At 74.4% G+C, this 21,775-nt stretch carries 21 protein-coding genes; 9 read left to right on the top strand and 12 right to left on the bottom strand.

All coding sequences use genetic code 11. The features are described from left to right. Positions 1–5: 5 nt before the first annotated feature. The 7 genes from GXW83_RS21500 to GXW83_RS21530 form a co-directional block, all read right to left on the bottom strand. A complete protein-coding gene (locus GXW83_RS21500) occupies positions 6–1,979 on the bottom strand; it encodes a DUF4910 domain-containing protein (protein WP_182444644.1) in 1,974 nt (657 codons plus the stop codon). Next, positions 1,969–3,747, bottom strand: coding sequence for an aminotransferase class I/II-fold pyridoxal phosphate-dependent enzyme (locus GXW83_RS21505; protein WP_182444645.1), 1,779 nt, complete (start codon positions 3,745–3,747; stop codon positions 1,969–1,971). Before GXW83_RS21505 ends, GXW83_RS21500 begins: the two co-directional genes overlap by 11 nt. Further along, entirely contained in the window at positions 3,744–4,964 is a 1,221-nt protein-coding gene (locus tag GXW83_RS21510) for a hypothetical protein (protein ID WP_182444646.1), read from the bottom strand. The genes GXW83_RS21505 and GXW83_RS21510 overlap by 4 nt, the downstream gene beginning before the upstream one ends. An 88-nt stretch (positions 4,965–5,052) precedes the next feature. Continuing rightward, positions 5,053–6,138: an alkaline phosphatase family protein gene (locus tag GXW83_RS21515; RefSeq protein WP_182444647.1), complete on the bottom strand. Its 1,086-nt coding sequence runs from the start codon at positions 6,136–6,138 to the stop codon at positions 5,053–5,055. Positions 6,139–6,191: 53 nt separating this feature from the next. Continuing rightward, the gene (locus tag GXW83_RS21520; RefSeq protein ID WP_182444648.1) at positions 6,192–6,350 is read right to left on the bottom strand and encodes a hypothetical protein; all 159 of its coding nucleotides are present in this window, start codon (positions 6,348–6,350) and stop codon (positions 6,192–6,194) included. A gap of 166 nt (positions 6,351–6,516) precedes the next feature. Beyond that, positions 6,517–7,392 (bottom strand): metallophosphoesterase, encoded by an 876-nt coding sequence (locus tag GXW83_RS21525; protein ID WP_182444649.1) that lies wholly within the window; start codon positions 7,390–7,392, stop codon positions 6,517–6,519. Beyond that, on the bottom strand, positions 7,389–8,309 hold the full coding sequence (locus GXW83_RS21530; RefSeq protein ID WP_182444650.1) for a nucleoside-diphosphate kinase: 921 nt from the start codon (positions 8,307–8,309) through the stop codon (positions 7,389–7,391). The genes GXW83_RS21525 and GXW83_RS21530 overlap by 4 nt, the downstream gene beginning before the upstream one ends. 307 nt (positions 8,310–8,616) lie before the next feature. On the opposite strand from GXW83_RS21530, the gene GXW83_RS21535 reads away from it, so the two are divergent. The 5 genes from GXW83_RS21535 to GXW83_RS21555 all read left to right on the top strand — a co-directional run bounded on the left by GXW83_RS21535 (position 8,617) and on the right by GXW83_RS21555 (position 13,748). Next, positions 8,617–9,774 carry a hypothetical protein gene (locus GXW83_RS21535; RefSeq protein WP_182444651.1) on the top strand — a complete coding sequence of 386 codons (1,158 nt, stop codon included), beginning with the start codon at positions 8,617–8,619 and terminating at the stop codon, positions 9,772–9,774. After that, positions 9,774–10,760: an ABC transporter ATP-binding protein gene (locus tag GXW83_RS21540; protein ID WP_182444652.1), complete on the top strand. Its 987-nt coding sequence runs from the start codon at positions 9,774–9,776 to the stop codon at positions 10,758–10,760. Before GXW83_RS21535 ends, GXW83_RS21540 begins: the two co-directional genes overlap by 1 nt. Beyond that, positions 10,757–11,524, top strand: a complete 768-nt coding sequence (locus GXW83_RS21545; RefSeq protein WP_182444653.1) for an ABC transporter permease — start codon at positions 10,757–10,759, stop codon at positions 11,522–11,524. The genes GXW83_RS21540 and GXW83_RS21545 overlap by 4 nt, the downstream gene beginning before the upstream one ends. After that, a complete protein-coding gene (locus tag GXW83_RS21550; RefSeq protein WP_182444654.1) occupies positions 11,521–12,312 on the top strand; it encodes an ABC transporter permease in 792 nt (263 codons plus the stop codon). The genes GXW83_RS21545 and GXW83_RS21550 overlap by 4 nt, the downstream gene beginning before the upstream one ends. A 167-nt stretch (positions 12,313–12,479) precedes the next feature. Continuing rightward, positions 12,480–13,748 (top strand): MFS transporter, encoded by a 1,269-nt coding sequence (locus GXW83_RS21555; protein WP_225447159.1) that lies wholly within the window; start codon positions 12,480–12,482, stop codon positions 13,746–13,748. A 43-nt stretch (positions 13,749–13,791) separates the two neighbouring features. Here the strand turns inward: GXW83_RS21555 and GXW83_RS21560 are convergent, their stop codons facing one another. Beyond that, complete coding sequence (locus tag GXW83_RS21560) at positions 13,792–14,388, bottom strand: TetR/AcrR family transcriptional regulator (protein ID WP_182444655.1); 597 nt, start codon at positions 14,386–14,388, stop codon at positions 13,792–13,794. Positions 14,389–14,585: 197 nt separating this feature from the next. On the opposite strand from GXW83_RS21560, the gene GXW83_RS21565 reads away from it, so the two are divergent. Both GXW83_RS21565 and GXW83_RS21570 read left to right on the top strand, forming a co-directional pair. Continuing rightward, positions 14,586–15,122: a DUF4232 domain-containing protein gene (locus GXW83_RS21565; protein WP_182444656.1), complete on the top strand. Its 537-nt coding sequence runs from the start codon at positions 14,586–14,588 to the stop codon at positions 15,120–15,122. A 191-nt stretch (positions 15,123–15,313) separates the two neighbouring features. Continuing rightward, positions 15,314–15,577, top strand: a complete 264-nt coding sequence (locus tag GXW83_RS21570; RefSeq protein ID WP_182444657.1) for a zinc-ribbon domain-containing protein — start codon at positions 15,314–15,316, stop codon at positions 15,575–15,577. 224 nt (positions 15,578–15,801) lie between these two features. On the opposite strand, the gene GXW83_RS34315 is transcribed toward GXW83_RS21570, so the two are convergent. Beyond that, positions 15,802–15,963, bottom strand: a complete 162-nt coding sequence (locus tag GXW83_RS34315) for a hypothetical protein (protein WP_225447160.1) — start codon at positions 15,961–15,963, stop codon at positions 15,802–15,804. A 162-nt stretch (positions 15,964–16,125) separates the two neighbouring features. Here GXW83_RS34315 and GXW83_RS21575 point away from each other — a divergent pair, with 162 nt between their 5' ends. Then, positions 16,126–19,149 (top strand): AfsR/SARP family transcriptional regulator, encoded by a 3,024-nt coding sequence (locus GXW83_RS21575; protein WP_182444658.1) that lies wholly within the window; start codon positions 16,126–16,128, stop codon positions 19,147–19,149. 19 nt (positions 19,150–19,168) lie between these two features. On the opposite strand, the gene GXW83_RS21580 is transcribed toward GXW83_RS21575, so the two are convergent. The 3 genes from GXW83_RS21580 to GXW83_RS35400 form a co-directional block, all read right to left on the bottom strand. Then, on the bottom strand, positions 19,169–19,363 hold the full coding sequence (locus GXW83_RS21580) for a hypothetical protein (RefSeq protein ID WP_182444659.1): 195 nt from the start codon (positions 19,361–19,363) through the stop codon (positions 19,169–19,171). A gap of 139 nt (positions 19,364–19,502) precedes the next feature. Beyond that, positions 19,503–20,357 (bottom strand): dimethylargininase, encoded by an 855-nt coding sequence (gene ddaH, locus GXW83_RS21585; RefSeq protein ID WP_370466888.1) that lies wholly within the window; start codon positions 20,355–20,357, stop codon positions 19,503–19,505. Positions 20,358–20,463: 106 nt separating this feature from the next. Continuing rightward, positions 20,464–20,802 (bottom strand): hypothetical protein, encoded by a 339-nt coding sequence (locus GXW83_RS35400; RefSeq protein WP_370466746.1) that lies wholly within the window; start codon positions 20,800–20,802, stop codon positions 20,464–20,466. 141 nt (positions 20,803–20,943) lie between these two features. Here GXW83_RS35400 and GXW83_RS21595 point away from each other — a divergent pair, with 141 nt between their 5' ends. Beyond that, positions 20,944–21,729, top strand: a complete 786-nt coding sequence (locus GXW83_RS21595; RefSeq protein ID WP_182444335.1) for an electron transfer flavoprotein subunit beta/FixA family protein — start codon at positions 20,944–20,946, stop codon at positions 21,727–21,729. Positions 21,730–21,775 lie beyond the last annotated feature (46 nt).

Consider the following 21,775-nt stretch of genomic DNA (forward strand, 5'->3'; position numbering starts at 1 on the left):
CCCGCTCACCTCTCGTCCGTCTCGTGCAGCCAGCCCGCCCGTACCATCGCCGCCAGGAAGCGCGGCCCGAAGCCGGGCGCCTGATCCAGCCCGGAGTCCAGCTCGGCGGCGCGGACCACCGCGGCGGCGTCGGCGCTGCCGTCGACGGACTGCGCCAGCGCCATCGCGCAGGCGTAGAAGCGGCCCCGGTCCGCCGCCGACTCCCGCAGCAGCCAGTTCCGGTCCTCCGGGGCGACGGCCCCGAGCAGCGCCCGCAGGTTGAACGGCCCCGGCCAGGCCCGGCACAGCGCCGGACCGGCGTCCGCTCCGGCATGCGCTTCGGCGTCCGCTCCGGTGTGCGGGCGGTCGGGCCAGGCGGCGGACAGGGCGCGGTGCAGGTCGTCCAGCCGGGCCGCCCGGGCGTCCAGCTGCGCGGCGTCCGCGCCGAGCGGGGCGAGCGTCCGCAGGGCGTCGCGGCCGTACTGCCAGCGGCGGGTGAGCCGGGCGGCCGCGTGCCGGTCGGCGGTGGGCGGCAGGCAGGCGGTCATCCGCTCGGCCGTCCAGCGCACCAGCAGATCGGCGATGCCTCCGGCCGCCGCGCCGTCGGCCTGCGCCGCCACCAGCGCGGCCGAGGCGGCGACGGCCGCGGCCCGGCGCAGCTCCTGCGGATCGACCTTGTCCAGGGTGTCGGCGCTGGAGTGGTTGAAGCGGTCGGGCCAGTGGCCGAGCTGCACCGAGGGGCAGCCGATCGCCCGGTCGGCCAGGACCGCGTGGTCGGAGGCGCCGACGAAGGGGGTGGCCCGCCAGGCCCAGACGTCGCAGTCCACCGCGCCGCTGTAGGAGCGGGCGGCCGGGGGCAGCGCCCGCACGCACGCCTCGACCAGCGCACCGGCGAAGTGCGGCAGGTACTCCGGGCCGTGCTCGACGATCAGCGGGCCGCCGCAGCGGCGCTGGTCCTCACCGACCATGTCGAGGTTGACCGCCATCATCGGCAGCGGCCACGCGCCCTGCTCGACGGCCCGGTGGGTCCAGGCGGCCAGCCCGGTGAACTCGGGGCCCCAGACGAAGCGGACCGGGCGGCGCAGCTCGCGGCCCGCCAGCACCTGTCCGGCGGCCAGCGCCGCCGCCACCCCGGAGGCGTTGTCGTTGGCGCTCGGCGCGGGGTGGCACAGGTGCGCGGCCAGCAGGCACCCCGGGCCGTCCCCGGACGGCGTGCGGGCGACCACCACCGGCATCCGCCCGGGCCCTGGGTCGAGCTCGACCAGCACCCGCACCGGCTCGCCCCGGCGGTGCGCCGCGCGCAGTCCGGCCAGCTGGCCCGGCCGTACGCTGAACCCGAACAGCCCTGTCCCGGGCGGCAGTTCGACCCGGCCGACCTGGTCGTCCCGGTCCGGGTGGGTGACCACGCAGAAGCCCGCCGCGCGCTCCTGCCGCATCCGGGCGAACAGCTCCGGGCCCAGCTCCGCCGCCGAGCCCAGCAGCACCACCGCGCCCGGCTTCCAGCCCGGCTCCTGCGGCAGGGCCAGCGGCGCCTCGCCGTCGGCCGCCGCCGAGCCTGCGGCCAGGGCGTAGGGCTGCTCGGGGTAGCGGACCAGCGGCGGCCGTCCGGCGACCCACAGCCGTGCTGCGCGCGGCGTCCACGGGGCCGGGGAGGTGAAGGTCCACCAGGCGGTGCGGCCGTCCGCCGGGAAGGAGAGCACCTCGACGCCGGTCAGGCCGACGCGCTCGGCCTCGCCCGCGACGTAGTCGGCGGCGGCGGCGATCCCGGCGGAGCCCTGGTAGCGGTCCCAGGCCACCAGCCGGGCGACCCGGCGCATGGCCTCCTCGGCGTCGATCTCCCGGTGGACCCGGCCGACCAGCGCGCCGAGGTCGGCGAGCCCGCCCGAGGGCGGGCCGGTCGGCGGTTCCCCGAACGGCGGCTGCCCGGATATCGGCTTCCTGGACGGCGGCTTCCCGTGCGGCGGGTCGGCCGTCAGGCCGGTCGGCGGGCTAGCGGGCATCGGCGACGGCCTCCCGGAAGGCGTCCAGCCGGTCCTCGGACAGCGGGACGGCGATCTTGAGCAGCCGCTCGCCGACCGGCTTGGCCCGCAGGCCGCGCTTGGCCAGGACGGCCCGGGTGTGGTCGTCGGCGGGCGCGGTCAGCCACGGCAGGCAGGGCGCGCCCTCGGTGAGCTCGATCCCGGCTCGGCGCAGCGCCGCCGCCGCCTCCGGTTTGACCTCGGCGATCCTGGCCCGCAGCGCGGCGAAGACGTCGCCCTCGGCGAGCAGCCGCAGCGCCACCGCGAGCCCGGCGCTGTTCGCGGCCAGCGGCGGGGCGGTCTCGCGCAGCCGCCGGGTCAGCCCGGGCGAGGCCAGCGCGAAGCCGATCCGCAGCCCGCCGCAGCAGTAGCCCTTGGACATGCTGCGCAGCACCACCAGGTTGTCGTGCTCGGCCACCGCCGGTACGCAGCTGGCGGCGGGCCCGGCGTAGGTGGCGTACGCCTCGTCCAGCACCACGACCGCGCCGCGCTCCCGGGCGGCGCGGACCGTCCGTTCCAGCTCGGCACGGTCCCGGAGGTCGCCGGTGATCGAGGGGTGGTCCAGCACCAGCAGCGCGGGGGCGTGCCGGTCCAGGCTGTCGACCAGCGACTCCCGGCTGGCGGCGACGGTCTCGGCGCCCAGCGCCGCCGCCCAGTGCGGCAGGTCGGGGTGGCCGTCCTCCAGGTACAGCACCGGGCCGGGCAGCGACAGCGCGGCGAGCGCGTGCAGCAGGCCGGTGGCGCCGCTGCCGGCGGTCACCATGTCGGGGGTCAGCTCCACCCCGAAGTGCTCGGAGAGGACCGGCGCGGACTGCCGCCCGGCGAAGGGGTCGGTCACGTGGTAGGCGGTCAGCAGCTCCGGGCCCAGCTCCCGGCAGGCCCGCTCGACGGCGGCGCGGACGTACCCCGCCTCGTCCGGCGACCAGCGCAGGTCCAGCGCGGAGTCGTCCGCGCCGGCCGGGGCGTCCGGCCGCCAGGTGTCGATCGCGGCCGGGGGCGGGGCCGGCCGGCGGGCGGTGAACTGCACGTACCGCGAGGCGGCGGTCACCTCCCGGCCGGCGGTGAAGTCCGCCTCCACCCGCTCCACCACCAGCCCGGCCCGGGACAGCAACGCGCCCACCTCGGCGGGCTGGTAGAGCCGGACGTCGTCGCGGACGACGACGGGCGCGCGGCCCGCCCGGCGGACCTCGATCGAGCCGGCGCTGCGCCCGGAGACCACCCGCAGGCTGCGGCGGAAGTCCGCGCGCAGCCCCTCGGTCTCGAACACCGCCTCCGGCTGGTAACGGGCGGCGATGGCCAGCGCGTTGGAGTGGTCCAGCAGCAACAGCCCGCCGGGGACCAGCGCCCGGCGGGCCTCCCGCAGCAGCCGCAGCTGTTGGGCGTCGCTCCCCCAGCCGAACGACTGCAGGCACACCACCGCGTCGAACTCCTCGACCGGCCAAGGAAGTTCGCGCAGCAGGTCGAGGTGCAGCCAGTCCACCCGGACGCCGGCGGCGGTCGCCGAGGCGGCGGCCCGCTCCAGCGCCCAGCCGACGGCGTCCACCCCGGTGACCCGGAACCCGCGCCGGGCCAGGGCGACGGCGTGCCGCCCGGTGCCGCAGCCCAGGTCGAGCACGCGCCGCCCGGGCGCACCGGCCAGGGCGGAGGCCAGGTAGTCGGCCTCCGCCTCGGTGCGCCCGGGGGTGTACTCGTGCTCCGCGACCGCCCAGAAGTCCTCGGTGAAGAAGTCCTGGTACCAGGGTCGGGTCATCCGGCGTCCGCCCGCAGCGCCTCCTGTCGCTGCAGGAAGCCGCAGACGTCGCAGAGCCCGGCGGGGTTGGCCACGCCCTCCATCAGCACGTAGCGTCCGCCGCAGACCCGGCACACGTCGTCCACCAGCGGCAGCAGCGAGCGCTGCACGTTCTCGAAGGCGTTGAAGACGTAGTAGTCGATGCCCGGCCACAGGTCGTACAGGTGGTCGGCCATGGCGTACGCCAGGGAGCGCTCGTCCGGGCCGGTGGTGAAGCGGCCGGGGGCGCCCTGCCGGTTGAGCTCCGGCGCGACCAGCTCCAGGTAGAGCGTCAGCTCCTTCTTGGTGATCCGGTACAGCGGGAAGACGTAGCGCATGTCGCCCAGTTCGCGGACCGGGATGCCGCCCATCCGGAAGCCGGTGGTGAACCAGGTGACCATGCTGGCCACCAGGTCGTCGGCGTTGAAGCCGAAGGCCACCACCGAGGAGCCGCTGCGCTCGGCCTCGCGCTCCAGCATCCGGCGCAGCACCTGGTGGCCGATGACCATGTTCATGTTGCGGTGCTCGCCGGCGACGATCCGGTTCATCACCTCCACGAAGGAGCCGCGCAGTTTGAACAGCTCGGCCACCTCCTCGGCGGTGACGATCACATGGTCCAGGCCGAGCCCGGCGCAGGCGTCCAGGGCGGCCTGGAAGGTGGCCGGCTCCTCCCAGTCGGGCAGGCCGGTGATGGTCACGGCGGTCATCTCGACGTCGGGCCAACGCCCGCGGGTGCGCTCCAGCAGCTTCAGGTAGGCCACGCTGTCCCGCCCGCCGGAGAGGCCGATGACGATCCGGTCCCCGGCGCGCATGGTGCCGCCGGAGGCGATGCTCTGCACGAAGGTCTCTTCGACGTACTCGACGAAGGTCTCGGCGGTCAGCTGCTCGGTGCGGCGCTCCAGCGTGCCGCCGTGGTCGAACAGGATGGACTTGGTGTAGACCGGGTCCGGCGCGGCGTAGGTGTGGTCCTTGGGGCGACGCAGCACGTCCAGGTCGTAGTGCCGGACCTGGCGCACCTCGATCACGTCGTCGGCCTCGATGACGACGGTCGCCTCCGGCACCACCGCTCCGCGGCGGTAGGCGAGCACGGCGTTGGCCGGTATGCCGTTGACCCTCAGGACGTCGAGCAGGGTCTGGCCCGGCGCCGCGTGCAGGGTCTCCGAACCGCCGGTCTTGTTGCGAAAGACGACCGTGCTCACGCGTTCTCCTTCTCGGATGGTGTTCAGGACGGTGTGACGGGTGCGGTGGTGACGGGTGCGGTTCAGGGTTGCGGTGGTCGGGACGGCTTTAAAAAATCAGGGCAGGGTCGGGGCCCCAGGCGGCGAGCGGGACAAGCATCTCGGCCTCGCTCAACGCCCCGTGCTCCCAGGCCAGTCCGGGATCGGGGACCGGGAAGCCCGGGGAGGCCGCCACCGCCACCACCGCGCCGATCCGGTCCCGGACGGCGGGCGAGGCGGGCAGCAGGCCCCGGCGGTCGAGGTCCTCGGGGGTGAGCACCAGCGCCTGCTCGCCGAGGGCGTCGGCCAGCTCGGCCGCCAGCCGGTCCTCGTGCCCGGGGCGCGGGTACATCCAGCGCACCCGCCCGGCGCCGCCGCCGGGCAGCGAGCAGTGCGAGGGGCTGTCCAGCCGGGCCCACGCCTCCAGCAGGTCGGCCCGCGGCGCCACCGGGGCCAGGCCGTGGTCGGCGTGGGCCAGGACGCTCCATCCGGCGTCGGCCCAGCGGGTGGCCGCCTCGTCCAGCAGTCGGACGGCGGCGCGCAGGCGGCTATCGTAGCCGGCCCGGTGGATGTGGTCGTCGAGGTTGACGTAGGCCCAGAGCAGGCAGGGGGCTTCGGCGGGCGGATCGGCCAGGACGGCCTCGATCTCGCGCACCGTGCGTTCGGCGACGGCCGACGGGTCCGGGCTCGGGGCGATGTCCGGCGAGGGCAGCAGCCGCGCGCCGTGCAGCAGCGCGGCCGCCCATGCGCCGGTCAGCTGCTGCAATTCGGCGCCGATGACCAGGGCGGGCAGCCCGGCGGCGGCGCAGCGGTCGAACACGGTCGGCGTGGGGCGCACCAACTCCGTTGCGGGCGTGGCGTTCCGGCCGCGCTGCTGGGGGCCGAAGCCGCTCTCCCGGCCGGAGACCAGGTGCGTGACGCGGTCGGCGCCGGGCGCGCGGTAGACCATGCCGACGACGCCGTGGTCGGCCGCGCCCACTCCGGTGACGGAGGTGAGCCAGGCGGTGGTCGAGGTGCTGGGGAAGGTCGAGCGCAGCGGTCGCAGCCGGGCGTGGGGCAGGGTCTGCTCGGCTGCTTCGTACGACAGGCCGTCGATCGCCAGGACGACGACGCCGCGGGAGGCGGCACGCAGCTGCCGCTCAACGACCTCGGGCACCACGCGAAGGTCGGCGGGCGCAGTCGTACGCCCGCCGACGCGCGATTCGCCGCTCAGTAGTTCGGGACACAATCCGTGCAGGTGGTGCGGAACTTGGCGATGTGCACGGCCTGGCGGTCGGTGATCATGCGCTCGACGAGACGGGGAAGCAGCATCACCGGGGCCGAGGAGGTCCTGGTTGCGGTCTGCTGGGGCTGCGGGGCTGTCTGCATGAATTCCTCCTGCTGAGAGAATCGCGCGAAGGGCCTTTGCAGGGACAGGTCAACATACCCCCGGCTCGACTGTCAATACCCGGAAAGCGATGGAGAGGCAAACTGATTCTCCATCAACTCAAGTTTTTCAAAACATGGTTGACGCTATGTTCGGCAGCTTGGCGGTTCAGCCGGAGAACACCCGGGCCTCGGCGTCGGCGAGGATCTCCTGCGGGGTGGGCGGTCGCAGCAGCGTGGCGACGAAGCGCTCCGCGCCCGGATCGCCGGACTCCATGGCCCGGGCCGCCGCCTGCGCCGGGTCGTAGCGGGTGGACCTGAGCTGCACGTCCGGGCCGAGCAGGGCCCAGTAGGCGGTGCCGGGCTCGCCCAGGTGGTAGGGCAGGCCGACGCTGCCCGGGTTGACACTGCGCCGACCGGCCACGGCCCGGTCGAACTGCAGATGCGTATGGCCGGTGACCAGCGTCGACTCCTCGATCCCGGAGGCGAGTTCGGCGAAGCGCGACTCCGGCGTGCCGAAGGTGACCAGCTCGTGGTCGCTGCGCGGCGAGCCGTGGCAGAAGCGCACTGGGCCGAGCCCGTCCACCTCCGCCACCAGGCTGAACGGAACCCGGGCCAGGAACTCCAGGGCCTCGGGCGAGTGCCGGGCCGGAATCCACGCCTCCCGGGGGCCGATCGGCTCCCGCGCGCCGGTGGCGACCTCCACCGCGTACCGGTCGGCGTTGCCGCGGACGCACGCGGCCCGCCCGCCGAGCCCTGCGATCAGCTCATGCACCCTTTGCGGCTCCGGGCCCCACGTCAGGTCACCGCACAGGACCACCAGGTCCGCGGAGCGCAGCTCGGGTTCGGCGAGCACGGCCTCCAGCGCGGTGACCGCGCCGTGGACGTCGGACAGCACCGCGATCCGGGCGTACCGGCCGAGGCGGCGCGGCCCGTCCTCCCACGGCGCCGGGCCGTAGCGGGCGGTGTCGTCAGGGGCGGTGTCGACGCGGGCGGTGTCGTCACCGGCGGCGTCGGCGGCCTCCGGACGCCCCTGGTCGCTCATCGGGCACTCCCGCTGGGCTGGGCCGTCGGGCGCTGGTGGTCCGGGCGGGCGCCGGGCGGCGGACCGATCAGCGGCCCCCGGGCGGCGGAGGGCAGCCGGTCCACCAGCTGCGCGGCCGCCACGATCCGGTCCCACAGCGGGACCGGGCTGTCGGCCTCGGCCAACTCGTCCAGCCTGGCGTGCAGTTCGGCGCCGATCGGCGGCTGCTGCGGACCGGGGCGCAGCGGGTGGGCCGGGTGGTCGGCGTAGAGCTGCCGGGTCTGCTCGGCCAGGGCGCGGCTGCGGGCGGGCGAGGGTTCGGCGTCCAGCATCGCCAGCACCGCCGCCGTGCGCTGCCGCGGGAACAGCACGCCGACCTCTCTGACCAGGTCGGAGGGGTCGTCGGGGGCGTGCACGAAGTTGAGGCAGAGCAGCTCGCAGCCGAGGGTCTCGCGCAGCGTGCCGCCGTTGGCCGCGCGGTTGCGGGAGGACCCCTTCAGCTCGCTCAGCCGGGCGGCGGCGGTCGTCCCGGTCCGCTCCGGGCCGTGCGTGTCCCGCAGCGCGACGAAGAGGCACGGGCCGGCGTCCAGGATCATGTCCACGGTACGGACGATAGCCAACGGGGCCGCGTTGAGCTGGTAACGCCACAGCTCACGGTGGGTGCGCGGGTCGATCCGGACCGGTGCGCAGCCCAGCGGTTCGAAGCCGTGCCCGGCCAGGAAGTCCAGCGCGGGGCCGATCCGGCGTCCGACGACGGCCTCCGGTTTGAACACCAGGAAACTGCTGTGCAGCACCATCCGCTCGATCCGGTCCGGCTCCAGCCGCTCCAGCAGCTGTACGGTCTCGCGGAAGTAGATGTCGTCCGGATAGGTTGCGCGGCGGACCGGATCCACGGTGAACGGGGGCCGCAGGAACGGCTCGGCGGTGTCGGCTGCCATCGGCGGTCTGCTCCGTCCATTCGCTTCGACTGCTTCAACAGACGTATTCTCTACGCTTTTTGAGGCATTGTCATGTTCCATGCTACGGGAATACCATGAGCTGACTTTCCGGACCGAGCAGATCAAGAAGGGAGTTCCCATGGTCGCCACGAAGAAGGTGCGTATTCGCACGAAGGGCCGCCGGTAACCATCGGCGCCGGTGTGGTCAGGATTCGCTGGTCATGCTTGTCGCGGATCCTGATCGCACCCATGCACGGAATCACGGCACTGGTCGCCCCAGGGCCCGCACGCAGCGACGGAGTCGGGGTTGACTGAAGTATCGACCGGAACGGTCCGCGAGCTGCTGGGCCTCGCACCGCAGTGCCCGCGCGAGACGGTCCTCGGCACGGCCCGGGCCGAGGGGCACAAGCTGGCCGCCACCCTGCTGAGCCTGTGGGCCGCGGAGGGCGCCGAACTCACCGCCGCCCAGGCCCGGGAGCTGGCCGCCTGCCGCGAACGCATCGACGACTACCGGCAGTTCTGGGACGGGCTGCACAAGCTCGCACCCGAGACGTACCTGCTGAAGGGGATGACGGTCGCCGCGCTCTACCCGCCCGGCATCCTGCGCTCGGCCGGCGACTTGGACGTGGTCTGCCCGCACTACCGGGACTTCTGGGCCTGCGCCCGCCATCTGGCCGAGACCGGCTGGGAGTTGGAGGCGCTGACGTTCGGCCCGGCCCGGGCCGGGGACAGCCTGCCGCACCATCTGATGGCGGAGTTCCGCCGCCCCTCGGCCACCGGCGAACCGTACGCGGTCGGGCTGGTGACCGCGGAGATCGTGACCGACGTGCGCCGCCCGGCCTGGCAGCTGGCGCGCCCGGTGCGCTCGCCGCTGGCGGCCAGCGCCGTGGCCCTGGTGGCGGAGCGCTGGGAGCGCCCGTTCCGCTCGCGCGACCTGCTCGATCTGATGCTGCTGCTGGGCGAGTTGGACCGGCAGGAGCTGGCGCAGGTGGCCGCGGACCTGGCCAGGACCGGGCTGCTGCCGCAGTGGCGCGAGGCCATGCGCCGGATCGCCCGCCTGGGCTGGAGCCCCCCGGCCACCGTGCCCGCACCCGGGGCGGCGGTGGTCCGGGCACGACTGCTGCGGGCGGCGGGCGCGCTGCGGCGCTGGAGCAGCCCGGTCCGGCTGCTGGCGGCGGCCGCCCAAGCGGGCGTGGAGGAGCAGGCGGGACGCCTCGCCGACACCGCCTCCGACCTGCTGCACCGCTGGGCCGGGCCGCGCCGGGCGCTGGCCGCCGGGGTGCCGCTGTTCGCCGTGCCCCTGGACGGCGCCCCCGGGCCCGAGTGGCGCCTGGACGACGTCGGCCGCCAGCTGGTGGCCCGGACACCCATCGGCTCGTTCCTCCTGGTCTGCGGCGCCGCCCGGCAGGAGTGGCTGGACGAGGCGAGTGGCGGCGCCCCTTCCGCCACGGAGAGGGAGTTGTGATGCCGGACAGCAGCCCGGGCCCCGGGCGGGCCGAACTCGCGGTGGAGACCGTGGATCTGCGGCGGGAGTACCGCGCCAGGCGCGGCCCCGCGGTGACCGCCCTGGACGGGGTCTCGATCGCGGTCGAGCAGGGCGAGGTGCACGGGCTGCTCGGCCCGAACGGCGCAGGCAAGAGCACGCTGATGAAGATCCTGTCCACGGTGCTGCTGCCGTCCTCGGGCAGCGCCCGGATCCTCGGGCACGACCTGGCGGCCGACTACAAGCGGATCCGTCCGCTGCTCGGCATCGTCTTCGGCGGCGAGCGCGGCCTGTATCCGCGTTTGACGGCGCGTCAGAACCTGCGCTACTGGGCTGCGCTGTACCGCATGTCCGGCACCGCCGGCCGCGCGCGGACCGAGGAGCTGCTGGACGAGTTCGGCCTGGCCGAGCGGGCCGACGAGCGCGTGGAGACCTACTCGGTCGGCATGCGCCAGCGGCTGCACCTGGCCCGGGGGCTGCTGGCCGATCCCCGGGTGGTACTGCTGGACGAGCCCACCAACGGCCTGGACCCGCTGGCCGCACGGCAGTTGCGCGAGCTGATCGGCCGCCTCGCGGGCGAGGGCCGGACCGTGCTGCTGGCCACCCACGACCTGGACGAGGCCGAGGTGCTCTGTGACCGGGTCACCATGATCAACCACGGCCAGGTGGTCGCCGCGGAGGCTCCCCGGACGCTGGCCCGGCTGGTCTCGCAGCAGGACCGGATCCGGATCACCGCCGCCGGGCCGGTGCTGGACCGGGTGCGCGAACTGCCCGGCGTGGCCCGGGTGGTGCCCGCGGAGGACGGCGCGGCCGTGATCTCGGTGGACAGCAAGGAGGCGGTCGGCCGGGTGCTGGCCTTCGTGGTCTCGGCGGGCGTCACCGAGGTGCGCACCGAGCTGCCCAGCCTGGAGGAGGTCTACCTCCAGCTGGTCCACCGGAACGAGGAGCGCAGCGTGGTGGCCCGGTGACCCTGCTGCTCGCCGCCTGGCGGTTCCAGGGACGGCTGGTGCTGACCCACCGCGACTACCTGCTGGACCTGGTCCGCACGCCGCTGATGGCGGCGGTCTTCCTGTTGCTGGTGCGGCAGAGCGGGCAGCCGCAGCTGGTCGCGTACGGGCTGCTGGCGCCGGTGCTGATGGCCGTGTGGAGCATGGCGATGCTGATCTCCGGGGAGGTGGTCGACTCCGATCGGGCCCTGGGCACGCTGGAGCTGGTGATCGCGGCCCCGGTCGACTTCGCCCGGCTGGTGCTCAGCCGGGTCTGGGTGGCCACCGCCATCAGTCTGCTCACCGTGGTGGAGGTGGCCGCCGTCGCGGTCCTCGGCTTCGGCATGGTGCCGCGGGTGTACCACCCGGTGGTGCTGGTGGTGGGCCTGCTGGCGACGGCGGTCGCCACCGCCGGGGTGGCCTGCCTGATGGCGGCGCTGTTCGTGGCCACCCGGACCGCGCGCACCTTCCAGAACTCGCTGAGCTATCCGATCCTGCTGCTCGGCGGGGTGTTCGTGCCGATCGACCGGCTGCCGGAGTGGACCCACCCGATCGGCCGGCTGGTCTACCTCTCCTGGTCCTCGGACCTGCTGCGGGCAGCGCTGGCCCCGGCCCCGGTGGCCGGGGTGGCCTGGCGGGTCTGCGTGGTGCTCGGCCTCGGCCTGCTGGCCGGGCTCGGCGGCCGGTCGGTGCTCGCCCGCGTCGTACGTCTGGTCAGGGAGAACGGAACGGTGGGGCTGCGATGAACCGTCACCTGCAGGTGCTGCGCTGGGCCACCCGGGCCGGGGCGGCCGACCACAGCGCCGTCTTCACCTGGAAGACCTGGCTGTTCGGCTGGTTCGTCCGGATGCTGGCCCAGGCGCTGTTCTTCACCACCGCCGGCGACCTGCTCGGCCCCGGCCAGGCGCGCTACCTGCTGATCGGCAACTCCATGGTGCTGGTGGCGGTGCACGGCCTGTTTGCGACCGCGTCCACCACCTGGGAGCTGGAGAACGGCACGCTGCCGCTGCTGGTCGCCTCGCCCAGCAGCCCGTCGCTGGTGCTGGTCGGCCGCAGCCTGTTCTGGCTGCCGGACGGGGTGGTCTGCGGCCTGGGCGCGGTGCTGCTGCTCAGCCCGGTGGTGGGGCTGCACCTCACCGTGGCCTCGGTGGCCGTGGCCGCCGGGCTGATCGTGCTGGTCGCGCTGACCACCTACTGCCTGGGGCTGTTCCTCGGCTCGCTCGTGCTGACCACCCCCGACCTGCGCAATGTGGTCTCCAATGCGGCGCTGGCGGTGATGATGATGGTCTGCGGCCCGGAGGTGCCCCGCAGCGCGGTCGGGCCGTTCCTGGGCCGCGTCGGCGAGTGCCTGCCGCTGACGCACGGACTGCTCGCCATCCGGCAGACTCTGGCCGGGCAGGCGGCCGGACGGACGGCGGTGCTGGCGGCGCAGGAGGCGGCGGTCGGCGCGTGCTGGCTGGTCGCGGCCGTCGCGGTGCTGGCCTGGCGGGCCCGGCGCAGCCGCCGCGACGGGGCGGCGCTGTTCCTGACCTGATCCGCCGCCCCATCCGCTCCGCCCGAGCCCCCCGGCCGCGACCGGGGGGTTCGTCGCGTTGCCCCGGCGCCCCGGCACCGCTCGCTGCGGACGGCCGCACCGCTGTATAGTGAACGTAGCGTTCAGAAAAAGCGGTCGGAAGCAGACGGCGCGCCGAGGAGGAACACGTGCAGGACGCACACAAGGCCCCACAGGGGACCTCGGTCGACAGAGCGGCGGCCCGCACCCCGGCGCAGGCGGACGCCGCGCCCGCACTGTCGCCCGCGCGGCTGCGGCGGGTGGTGCTGGTGCTCGCCGTGGCCTGCGGCATGGCGGTGGCCAACATTTACTACGCGCAGCCGCTGCTCTCCCCCATCGCCCGGACCTTCGGCGTGGGCCAGGGCAGCACCGCGCTGGTGGTCACGCTCACCCAGCTCGGCTACGCCCTGGGCATGGTCGTGCTGCTGCCGCTCGGCGACCTGCTGGAAAACCGGGCACTGGCCTCGCGGACGCTGCTGGTGACCGCCGCCGCCCTGCTCGGGGCCGGTCTCTCGCCCGACTTCGGGGTGTTCCTGGCCCTGTCCGTGCTGGTCGGGATGACGTCGGTGGTGGCCCAGATCCTGGTCCCCTTCGCCGCGCACCTGGCCCCCGAGCAGCAGCGCGGCCGGGTCGTCGGCACAGTCATGGCCGGGCTGCTGCTGGGTATCCTGCTGGCCCGCACCGTCTCCAGCCTGGTCGCCGCCGCCTGGGGCTGGCGCACCATCTACCTGGTGTCGGCCGTGCTGATGATCGTCCTGTCGGTGCTGCTGGTGCGGCTGCTGCCCAAGCGCCACCCCAACCACACCAGCGGCTACCGGCAGCTGATGCTCTCCACCGTCCGGCTGATCCCGCAGGAGCCCGCGCTGCGGCGGCGGGCCCTGTGCCAGGCGCTGATGTTCGGCGCCTTCAGCTGCTTCTGGACCTCGGTCTCCTTCGAGCTGATCAGCCGGCACCACCTCGGCCAGGTCGGCATCGGGCTGTTCGCGCTGGTGGGCGCGGCCGGAGCGGCGGCCGCGCCGCTGGCCGGGCGGCTCGGCGACCGGGGCCACGGCCACTGGGGCAGCGGCATCGCGCTGGCCCTGGCGGCGGTGGCCATGGTCCTGGCCGACGTCGGCTCCGGCAGCCTGGTGCTGCTGGCGCTGGCCGGGGTGCTGCTGGACCTGGCCGTCCAGAGCCACCAGGTCTTCAGCCAGCGGGAGATCTACGGGCTGCGCGCCGACGCCCGGGCCCGGGTCAACACCGTCTTCATGACCTCGGTGTTCCTCGGCGGCTCGCTGGCCACCGCCGCCTCCGGCGCGGTGCACGACTCGTACGGCTGGAGCGGGGTCACCCTCTTCGGCGCGGCGCTGCCGGTGGTCGGCCTGGCCGTCTGGACCGTCTCCGCGCTGCGGCGCGGGCGCGCCGGGGGCGGGCGCTAGGGCCTCCCCCGGCACGAGGCGCCAGGGTCCACGCGGGCACCGGCTACGCCCGCAGGCCGCGCAGCAGCTGTCCGACCAGGGTCGCCGCCAGCTCGTCGTGCAGCGGCTCGTGGCCCAGCATCAGCCGGTGGTAGACCGGGGCGAAGAGCTGGTCGACGGCGGCGGCCAGATCCGTCCCCCGGTCCAGTTCGCCGCGCTCCACCGCCGCCCGCAGCAGCCCCTCGCTGATCTGCCGGCGCGGACGCAGCCACTGCTCGTCCAGGGCGGCCCGGATGTCGGGGTCGGCCTGCGCGGCGGCGATCAGATCCGCCATCAGCGGCCCCGACTCGGTGTCCCGGAACAGCACCGCCAGCGAGCCGATCTGCGAGACCAGCACCTCCTCCAGCGAGGCGTCCTGGTCGACGGCGGTGGTGTGCCTGGTCCGGCTGAAGAAGCTGTCCAGCATCACATGGGCCCGCGAGGGCCACCACTTGTACAGGGTGGCCTTGCTGACCTGGGCGCGGGCTGCGATGGCCTCCATGGTCACGGCCTCGATGCCGCCGCTGACCAGCAGGTCGGCCGCCGCCTCCAGCACCGCGGTCCGGGCGCGCTCGCTGCGCGGCCGGCCCCTGGCCGGACGGCCCCCGTCCTGCTCACCCATGCCGGCCTCTCCGCCGTCCGCCGCTCGACGCCCGCATCGTACCGTCCGCCCACGTCAGCCCGCCCGCACCGGGCCGCCACCGGGCCCGGCCCCGGCCCCGCGCCGCAGCGGATGTTTTGCCCGCCCTTTACAACCGGACGGCCCGCTGTGTCGTCTCCCCGCCCGACCACCGATTCCTCCGCCGTAAGGGAGACACCATGAAGACGAGCTTGAAGCGGACCGCCGGACTGACCGCGGCAGCCGCCGCCCTGCTGGTCGCGGGCACCGCCGCGTCCGCCTCGGCCGCCGCGCCGGCTCCGCGCGCCGTGCCGCGCTGCCACACCTCGGGCCTGACCGCCTCCCTGCACGCCGACCCGAACCAGGCCGGTGTGGGCAACTTCGGCGAGAACCTGGCGCTGACCAACACCTCGCACCAGACCTGCACCGTCTACGGCTACCCCGGGCTCGGCCTGCAGAACGCCAAGCACGGCGTGCTGTCCATCAAGGTCAACTGGGGCTCCACCTACTTCGCCGCCGACCCGGGGCGGCACACCGTCACGCTCAAGCCGGGCCAGTCCGCCTGGGCCGACCTGGCCTGGAACGCCCCCTACGGGGTGAAGTCGGTGACCCCGTCGTACCTGGAGGTGACCCCGCCGGACGAGACCACCTTCCGCACCATCGGCTTCACCCCCGGGCCGATCAACGACGGCAGCCTCAACGTCACCGCGCTGGCCGCCAAGCCGCCGGTCGGCTGAACCCGGTCGGTCGGCCTGCGCCGCTGCGCAGGCCGACCGCCGCCCGAACCGTCCGGACCTGGAGGGATTCGTCGCCCCCCGGCGCGGGGCCCGCTCACCCCGGTGTCCGGGGGCGGCCGTGGAGACGCCACAATCGTCCCCACGACGCGCGTCCCAGGGGGGCGGGCACCCCTGGCCCAAGGAGCACGGACATGATCATCTTCGGCACCCGCCGGTACGTCTACCAGCTGGCCATGGTGGTACTGGTCTGCGGACGCTGCGGCAGCACGGCCGCGCACGCGATCAGACGGCGGGTGGTCAAGTTCACCCTGTTCTTCATCCCGCTCTTCCCGATCAGCTCCACCTACAGCACCCAGTGCACCGCCTGCGGCGTGCAGCACAAGCTGCCCAAGGACCAGGCGGAGCAGTTCCAGGCCGGGCAGGCCCCGATGCAGCAGGGCGCGGCGCAGCTCTGAGCCCCGGCGCGGGGCGGCCGTGACCGGCCCCGGGCATGCGAAAGGCCCGCCCGGGGCCGATGGCCCCGAGCGGGCGGTGGTCGGGCTCCCTCCGACCTCCCCCCGGACGCCGGAGGAAGTCCCGCCACCTGTCACACCCAGCCGTCCCACCCGACCACGGGCCGGACCCGCCGCTCGGCCCCCGATCAGCCGCGGTCCACGGCCCCCCGAGCGGCGTCGGGCACTTACGGGTGGGTGGATATGTCTGCCGGACGCGGCGTCCCCTCTCGCCGGTCCGACTCCAGCGGGAGTTCCGGGAGCGGGTGGCCTTCGCCGGCGGCCCCGGCCTCGCCGCCGACGACGGCGGCTTCTACAGTGGTCGGCTCTACTGCCTCAGGCGTGGTCATGGTGCTGCCCTCTTCTCGCTGGTTCCTACGCCGAAGAGCATCGCAGACCCGAATAAACAACGATTCAACGCGGAGGACGGATTGGTGCGGAGGGCCCAGGACGGGGGTGGTACGTTCGGCCTCGGCTCGAACGTGCGAGTGGGAGGCCGACGGGGAGTCACCATGACGGACGGCAGTGCGGCCGTGGATCCGCAGTTCCGCTTCCAGCTGCTCGGCGCGGTGTCCGCCTGGCGCGACGGGGCGCAGCTCCAGGTGGGCTCGCCGCAGCAGGTGGCGCTGCTCGCCTCGCTGCTGCTGAGGCCCGGTCAGACGGTTCCGCTGAAGCAGGTGCTGGGCGACCTGTGGGGCGGCGAGGTCCCGGACCACGCGGTGGGCGCGGTGCGCACCTACGCCTCGCGGCTGCGCGCGGTGCTCGAACCCGGGCGGGCGCGGCGGGCGCCGGGCGCGGTGGTGGTCTCCGTCGGCGACGGCTACATCCTGCGCACCCCCGGCGATCCGGCCCTCTCGGTGGACGTGCACGCGTTCACCGCCGCAGTCGCCGAGGCCGACCGGCTGCGGGCCGCCGGGGAGGTCCAACTCGCGTACGAGCGGCTGGGCGCAGCGCTGGCGCTGTGGCAGGGCGAGGCGCTGCTCGGCGTCCCCGGCCCGTACGCCGAGCAGCAGCGCGGCTGGCTGGAGCAGCGCCGGCTGGCCGCCGCCGAGGCCCGGCTGGAGCTGGCCCTGGAGCTGGGCCGCCACGTCGAGGTGCTGGACGAGCTGGAGGAGCTGGTCGCCGAGCACCCGCTGCGCGAACACCTGCGCGAGCTGCGGATGCTGGCGCTGTACCGGGGCGGGCGCCAGGCCGAGGCGCTGGCCTGCTTCGCCGAGATCCGGACGCTGCTGGTGGAGGAGCTGGGGGTGGACCCGGGGCCTGAGTTGAGCGCCCTGCACCAGCGCATCCTGGGCGCCGACCCGCAGTTGGCGGCGGTGCCGGACCGGCGGGCGTCCGCCGCCCAGCCGGCCCCGGACAGCGCGGCGGTGTACCGCTCCGTGGTCCCGGCGCAACTGCCGACCGACATACCGGACTTCGCCGGGCGCGAGGAGCAACTGCGCTCCCTGGTCGCCGCCCTGCGCGCCCCGGCGGGCCAGGCGGTGCCGGTGATCACGCTGTTCGGCATCGGCGGCTCCGGCAAGACCACGCTGGCCGTGCACGCGGCGCACCAGGTCCGGGAGCAGTTCCCGGACGGCCAGCTCTTCGCCGACCTGCGCGGCGGGGAGCAACTGCTCACCGACCCGGGGCTGGTGCTGGTCGACTTCCTGCGCAGCCTGGGGGTCGCTCCCGGCGGTATCCCGGAGCGGCTGGACGAGCGCTCGGCGCTGTTCCGCTCGCTGCTGACCGGGCGCCGGATGCTGATCGTCATCGACAACGCCCGGGACGCGGCCCAGATCCGGCCGCTGCTGCCCGGCACCGCCGGGTGCGCGGTGCTGGTCACCAGCCGGGCGCAACTGGTGGAGCTGCCCGGCATCCGGCTGTTCGAGATCGAGGCGTTCCGGCGCGGCGAGGCACTGGACCTGTTCGCCTCCGTCGTCGGCGCCGAGCGGGCCGCCGCCGAGCCGGAGGCGGTCGAGGCGCTGGTCTCGGCCTGCGGCTTCCTGCCGCTGGCGGTGCGGATCCTGGCCTCCCGGCTGGCCGTCCGCCCGGCCTGGAGCGCCGCCGCGCTGGCCGAGCGGCTGGCGGACCAGAGCCGCCGGCTGGACGAGCTGCACCTGGGCTCGCTCGGTGTGGAGGCGACCTTCCAACTGAGCTACGAGCAGCTGCAGCCGGAGCAGGCCCGGGCGTTCCGGCTGCTGGCCCTGCCCGAGGGCCACGGCCTGACCACGGCGGCGGCCGCGACGGCGGTCGGACGGCCCGAGCGGGACACCGAGGACGTCCTGGAGTCCCTGCACAGCGCCGGCTTGCTGCTCTCCCGCACCCCCGGCCACTACCAGTACCACGACCTGCTGCGGCTGTTCGCCCGGCGGCGCAGCGAGCGCGAGGACACCGCCGCCGAACGGGCGGGCGCGGTACTGCTGCTGGCCGACCACCTGCTCGCCAGCATGGCCAACGCCTCCCGGGCGCTGGACCCGGACGGCGCCCTGGTCCGGCACTTCCAGCCGACCCGGACCGCCGGGCTGCGCTTCGGCGACCGGGAGCAGGCGGCCCGCTGGCCGCACAGCGAGAGCGCGCTGATCTTCGCCATCACCGAGCAGGTGGTGCGCGAGGCGGCGGAGGCGGACGCGGACACGGCGGCCGTCGGGCCGGGGCTGCGCTTCGCGGTCGACCTGCTGCTGGGCCTGGTGTGGCTGCTGGACGGGCAGGTGCACGCCGCCCGGTTCCGCGAGGTGCTGCGCCCGGCCGGGGTGGCCGCGCGCCGCCGGGGCGACCGGGCCACCGAGGCCCGGGTCTGCTACCTGGGCGGGCTGCTGGACCGGCTGGCGGCGGGCCACCGAGACGCCGAGCCGACGCTGCGCCGGGCCCTGGAGCTGCTGGCCCCGGACGACGCCGCCGACCAGGCGCTGCGGGCCACCGTCACCAACGAGATCGCGCTGGTGCTGAACCTCACCTCGCGCCCGGCCGAGGCGCTGGAGTACTTCGAGGAGTCGCTGGCGCTGTGCCAGGCGCTGGGCAACACCACCGGGCAGGCGCGGGTGCTCGGCAACATCGCCCGGGTGCACCTGAACGCCGGGCGTCCGGACGAGGGCGTGGCCTGCGCGGCCCGGGCGGCCGCCATCGCCGAGGACTCCGGCAGCGCCGCCGGCGTCGCCGACAGCTACTACCAGCTGGGCATAGCGCTGCGCGCGGCCGGGCGCATCGGCGAGGCGGTGCAGCGGCTGCGGCGCGCCCTGGACTACTTCCAGGAGCAGCAGCGGCGTTCGCTGGAGGGGCTGGCGCTGGCGCGGCTGGCCGAGTGCCTGGCCGACCAGGCGCTGTGGTCGGAGGCGGTGGCCTCGGCCGAGCAGTCGAAGGTGATCGCCGAGGAGCTGGACAGCGGGTACGCCCGGGCGCTGGCGCTGGCGGCGCTGGGCCGGGCGCTGGCCGAGCAGGGCGTCCGGGAGCGGGCCGGGGAGTGCCTGGAGACCGCCGCCCGGCTGTTCGAGCAGCTGCGCGCCCCGGAGGCGGCGGGCACCCGCGAGCTGCTGGCCCGGGTCGCCGCCGGACCGGGCTGAGGCCCGCGCGCGGCCGGGATCAGCTCGGGTCGCCGCCGGTGCGCGGGATGTCCCGGTGGGTGAACCAGTGCCAGGGGCCGGGCAGCACCGCGCCCGGGCCCGAGCCGACCGGCTCGGTCGGCTCGGCGCCCGGACGCAGCGCGGCGTGCAGCGGGATCACCCGCGCCAGGTCGCGGACCTCCGGGCAGGGGCGGTCTCCGGTGCGCTGGGTCATGGCCTGTTCCTCCACGTCGTCCGCGATCACGCGTCAGCGATCCCGCGTGAGCGATCTCGCGTCTGCGATCCGCACGCCGTCGGGACGTGCCGCTGGCTACAGCTTGCGGCGCGCGGCTCAACAGGCGATCAACGCGGACTCAGCGGGGGTGCAGTTCCAGGGTGCAGCACTTGACGCTGCCGCCTGCCTTGAGGAGTTCGGTGAGGTCCACGCCGATCGGCTCGAAACCGCGCTCCCGCAGCCGCTGGTGCAGTTGCACGGCGGCCTCGGGCAGCAGCACGTGCCGACCGTCGGAGAGGGCGTTGAGCCCGAAGACCGCCGCGTCCTCGGCGGTGGCCAGGACGGCGTCCGGGAACATCTCCCGCAGCACGGCCTGGCTGCCCGGGCTGAACGCCTCGGGGTAGTACATGACTTCGTCCTCGGAGAGCACCGCCAGCGCCGTGTCCAGGTGGTAGAACTGCGGGTTCACCAGGGTCAGGCCGACCACCGGCAGGCCGAAGAACTCCTGCGCCTCGGCGTGCGAGCGCGGGTCGGTGCGGAAGCCGGTGCCGGCCAGCAGTGTGCGGCCGACGACCAGGTAGTCGCCCGCGCCCTCGTTGATGTGCTCGGGCCAGTGCAGGTCGGTCCAGCCGTGCTCGCCGAACCAGGCGAGGTACGCCGGGCCCTCGGCCGTGCGTTGCACGTTGCGGAACCGGGCGCCGAGGACCCGGCCGTCGACGACGGTGGCGCCGTTGGCGGCGAAGACCATGTCGGGCAGGCCGGGCAGCGGTTCTATCACCTCGACCGTGTGGCCGAGCTCCTGGTAGAGGTTGCGCAGGCTGGTCCACTGGGCCAGGGCCAGGCCGCCGTCCACCGGCTGCTGCGGGTCCATCCACGGATTGATCGAGTAGGTGACGTCGAAGTGCACCGGCGGGCACATCAGCAGGCGGCGCGGGCGGGCGACACGCTCCCGGCCGGACCTGCCGGGGCGCGGCGCGAGGCGGGGCTCGGCGATGGTGTCGTTGTGGGGCACGTGGGGTCCTTCTTCCGTTTCCTGGATGAGCCCGTGCCGTACCGCGAGGGCGAGGGGCGTGCCCGGTCGCGGGACTGCAGGCGGGACATCAGCTCGTAGGTAAGGTACTTGACGGTGCATCAGGAATGGTGCGGCGTGCGGGCGATGACCGCGTTGCGCTCGCCCCCCGAAGACGGCCGGGGTGCCGGTCGGCTGCCCGGACGGCCGCCTCGCCGACGGTCCGCACCAGCGGCACGGCAGGTTGCGGCACGGGGGTGCGCGGCGCAGAGGTGCGCGGCGCGTTCCGTGGGGGGCGTTCGGCGACCACAGGGGCGCGGTTGCGTGGCCGGAAGTGCTGGGTGATGTCGTGCACGACCGTGGTCACCGTCCGCTGCGAGTAGGCGAGGCGCTGGGCGATCTCACTCGTCTCATGCCCATCGGCGACCATTCGCAACACCGAACCCGCTGAGCCCACCCAGGAGGGGGGAGACGAAGACCACTCAAGAAATGGCACTGAGTGCCTTTGCCAATGGCACTGAGTACCCTTAGGCTGCTGTCACCACCCCAGTACCAGTACAGGAGACAGGCCGTGAGCTTGAGGATCGTTGTCTGTGTGAAGTACGTGCCCGATGCGACCGGTGACCGTCGTTTCGCGGAGGATGCGACGACCGACCGGGATTCGGTGGACGGGCTGCTGTCGGAGCTGGACGAGTACGGGGTCGAGCAGGCGTTGCGGATCGCGGAGGCGTCGGGGGATGCGGAGGTGACGGTGCTGACGGTGGGTCCGGACGATGCGAAGGACGCGTTGCGCAAGGCGTTGTCGATGGGTGCGGACAAGGCGGTGCACGTGAGTGACGAGGATCTGCACGGTACGGATGTGATCGGGACCTCGGCGGTGCTGGCGCGGGCGCTGGAGAAGACCGGGTTCGATCTGGTGGTGTGCGGGATGGCGTCCACGGACGGGACGATGGGGGTGGTGCCGGCGCTGCTGGCGGAGCGGTTGGGTGTGCCGCAGGCGACGCTGCTGTCCGAGGTGAGTGTGGAGGGCGGGTCGGTGCGGGGTCGTCGGGACGGGGATGCGGCGAGCGAGGTGGTGGAGGCGTCGCTGCCGGCGGTGGTGTCGGTGACCGACCAGTCGGGTGAGGCGCGGTACCCCTCGTTCAAGGGGATCATGGCGGCGAAGAAGAAGCCGGTGGTCTCGTTGGATCTGGAGGATCTGGGGATCGCGGCGGACGAGGTGGGTCTGGGCGGGGCGTGGACGGCGGTGGACCGGGTGACCGCGCGTCCGGCGCGCAGCGCGGGCACGATCGTCAAGGACGAGGGCGAGGGCGGCAGGCAGCTGGCCGAGTTCTTGGCCGCGCAGAAGTTCATCTGAGCCCCAGCGTGCTCATCGCGTTTCCTTCCTGCACATCGACGTTTTT

This window comes from Streptacidiphilus sp. PB12-B1b (assembly GCF_014084125.1).
Taxonomy (GTDB): domain Bacteria; phylum Actinomycetota; class Actinomycetes; order Streptomycetales; family Streptomycetaceae; genus Streptacidiphilus.